The sequence below is a fragment of the Escherichia sp. E14S1 genome, assembly GCF_004211995.1.
Lineage (GTDB): Bacteria > Pseudomonadota > Gammaproteobacteria > Enterobacterales > Enterobacteriaceae > Escherichia.
This window is the reverse complement of sequence record NZ_RHJQ01000042.1, coordinates 1-3,427: the sequence shown is the minus strand read 5'-3', so window position 1 is coordinate 3,427 and position 3,427 is coordinate 1. Positions and strand designations below refer to the sequence as shown.

Annotated in this window: 1 protein-coding gene; it reads right to left on the bottom strand. The window is 61.2% G+C overall.

The annotated features are described in order from the left end of the window. A partial coding sequence (locus tag D9734_RS23035) for a DUF6531 domain-containing protein (RefSeq protein WP_130210853.1) occupies positions 1-3,427 on the bottom strand: 3,427 nt, incomplete at both ends.

The following is a 3,427-nucleotide window of genomic DNA, read 5'->3' as shown; positions in this document are numbered from 1 at the left end:
CAGCAGGTTTCCCGCCGCGTCGTACTGCCAGCTCGCCAGATACCCCTCATCCTCCGAGCGGCACGCCGTGATGCGTCCCGTGGTGTCATAGAAGTAATCCGTTTCCCCCCGCCGGCTGTGCCGCGTCTTCAGCAGTTCATCCTCGCCGCTGTAGCTGTACTGCCGGTCCGTGAACGTCTCCGGTACCACCCCGCGCATCCCGCTGTATGTCTCCCTGCGCTTCAGCCGCCCGGTGGGGTCGTAAAACTGCCGCGTGCTCAGTCGCCCCTGACTTCTGAGCACCTCCCGGTGCAGGGCGTCACGTGTGAACTCGCTGATGACCTCCCGGTCCAGATTTATCTGCTGGAGATGTCCGCTCCCGTAGTACAGATGGCGCTGTGTTCTGCCGTCCGGAAAGGTGGTGGCAGTCCGGTTGCTGAGTTCATCGTACTGATGGGTTAAGACGCCCTGTGCCGTCTCCTCAGTCAGCATCCGCCCCAGTCTGTCGTAACTGAAACGGATAATCTCCGGTGCGTCCGTTTCCCCGGCATCCGACCGCCGGCGGCGGATTTCCAGTAGCTGGTCTGCCGCATCACAGACGTATTCCGTACGGCTGTCGGCTGTCTCCTTTGCCGTGAGCCGGCCCACCGCATCACGCGCCAGCCGGTGACGGATTTCACCGCCCCTGTCCCCGGTGAACACCACTTCCGTGACCGCGTTCAGCGCGTTGTAACGGTACGCCTGGCGGCAACCGTCCGGGTTTATCTGCTCCGCCAGACGGTCCAGCACATCGTGGCGGAACTGATAGCTTTCTCCGTTCTCGTTTGTCAGCCGGGTCAGCTGCCCGTAAGCGTCGTACCCGAACGCCGTCCTGCGTCCCGTCGCGTCCGTCCGGCTGCGCACCCGGCCCTGCCCGTCGCGTTGCCAGCGCGTTATCCTCCCCATCGGGCTGGTGTACTTCACCAGCCTGCCCGCCGCGTCCGACTGGTAATTCACCGTGCGGCCGTCCGCCAGTATCACCTCCACCAGGTGACCGCTGTCGTCATACCCGTAGCGCGTGCTGTGGCTCTGCGCGTCAGTCATCCGTATCAGCCGCGTGCGTTCGTCGTAGAACCAGGCCGTCTGCGAGCCGGAACAGTCCGTATGTCGCATGAGCTGCCCGTCTTCGTTCCACTGAAGGTATTTATTCCCCCCACGGGCATCGGTTATCTGTACCACCTGGCCGTGGCGGTCATACTGATACCGGGTGTTCTGTTGCAGCGGGTCGGTCACGGCAAGAAGATTGCCGCGTTCATCATACTCACAGCGCCAGCTGTTCCCCGCTGCATCCACTTCCGTTTCCGGTTCGTGCCACACCGGGTGCCACTGTGTCTGTGTCACCCGCCCGAGCGGGTCGTGCGTCTCCGTGATATGCCCCAGGCGGTCATACACATAGCGCCATTTGCCGCCCTGAGCGTCGGTCATCCCCAGCAACAGTCGTTCTTCGTCGCTCCAGCGGAACGTCATCACCTGCCCGGCTTCGTCCTGGTACGCCGTCACCTGATTCTGTGCATCCCACTGATGAAAGCGGGTCCGGCCCATCCCGTCTGTCACGCATACCACACGTTCAGCCATCCGCCAGTCCAGACGGTATCGTGCACCACTGTCGGTATGGTGGCCCGTCACGCGCCAGCCTGCATCATCCGGCCCTTCATACCGGCCCCACTGGTAATAATATCCTTCGCCGCCGGGCTGGCGGTGCAGCGTCATGCAGTGGTTTTCGTCGTAAGCAAACTCACGCAGCAGGTGCCCCGTGCTGTCGTACACGCCGTTCAGGTGGCCGGCCTCGTCATAGCTGTAACGACGCAGCAGTAAAGGAGCAGCCTCAGGGAAATGCTGATAAATCTGTGTCACCCGCCGGGGATGCGCCGCCAGTTCGTAATACAGACGGATGCACGGACGCTGCTGTTCGCCGCTGATTTCAGTGATGCGTCCCCGGTCGTCGTAGTACAGATTCAGACAGTTGCTGTTACGGTCGCCCAGCATTTTCAGCCGCTGGCGCTGCGGGTGATGCGGGTCGGCCTCAAACAGAAAAAACTGTCCGTCATCGCTGCTGATAAGCCAGTGCCCCTGCTCACCACGCCGTACTGCCAGTCCTTCGCCGGGGCTGTAAAACCCGCCCCCCGGCAGTACGGCTTCCATATCCAGGCGTCGCCCCATGCCCGACACAAAGGTCATGCAGTTTTCGTCCACGTTACCCGGTGTGCGCACGAGGCTGACTTCATACATCACACTCCAGCCCTGACCAAACATCCCTTCCGTGCGTTCGTCACGACTGCTGTACACGCGCTGCCAGTCCAGCGGAAAGTGGCCCGGCAGGCTGAAGTCGAAGTCATCGTCATCGGCCAGGTATTTGGCCCCGGTGGCGGCATTGACCGGATGCGGAAGGGCTGTGGTGGCCTTCTGCGTCAGAATGCTCATTCCGATACTGGCAGCAAAACAGGCGATTTTAGAAAGCATTTTGCCCGGGCGAAGTAACATCAGCGCCACGGTTGCCACCAGGGTTATCTGCGACCTGCCGCTTCTGATATCCCTGACCACCAGTAACGGACCGCCAATACGGACATCCGGTGACACAAACGCCCCGTCCCCCGGCTCATTCACCACCCTGGCCTCGCAGGTGCAGCGTGCCCCGCTGCGTGCCGCCGGCTGGCTGTTGATACGCACATCCCGCGCGCCTTCCGCGATATATTCCGCCGCGGGCGGTTCGTCATCACCTTTGAACAGATTACTGATACTACCAGTAACCGCATTCACTCCCTGAAAGGCGGTTTCCAGCATACCGACCGGATTTAACAGGTTAAGTGCCGTTCCCAGAGGGTCATCCAGAAAGGCGGCTTTTTTTTGTGCGAGTAACTGAGTCAGTGAGGAGGGATGTTTATGACAGTCGATTTTATCGTCAGGGGTCGGGGTGGAGCCAGGAGCCGCACTGGCCACGGTGGGCTGCCACAGTTCCGAAACAAAATGTGTCACGCCATCCACCATTTCAGAACGCCCTTCTTCCGTACTGAGCTGGTCGTGCAGCGCACGGGACATCAGCACAGGCCCTGTTACCGGGTTAACCGCCAGGGCTATTGCCCCCGCCATTTCCAGATATTCCCCGGCCACATCCCGGAACGTTCTGGCATCCTCCTGACGCTGCGCTTCTTCCTGTTCTGCCTTCGCCTGCGCTTCCTGCGCCTCAATGTCCTGCCGCGATGCCGCAGTAGCCGCTGCCCGCGCGGCAGGTTTGCTGTTGATCCATGTGTCGCCAGAGCCGGTGAGGATGTAACCTTCAGTCTGAGGAGGGAAAAGCATATTTGCGAGGTCTGAACAGGCTTCGCTGACCGTTTCTGTCGCGCCGGTGTACACCATCGCCACACCCACCACAAAACCGGTCAGCACGACGGCCGTGCATCCCATCGTGACC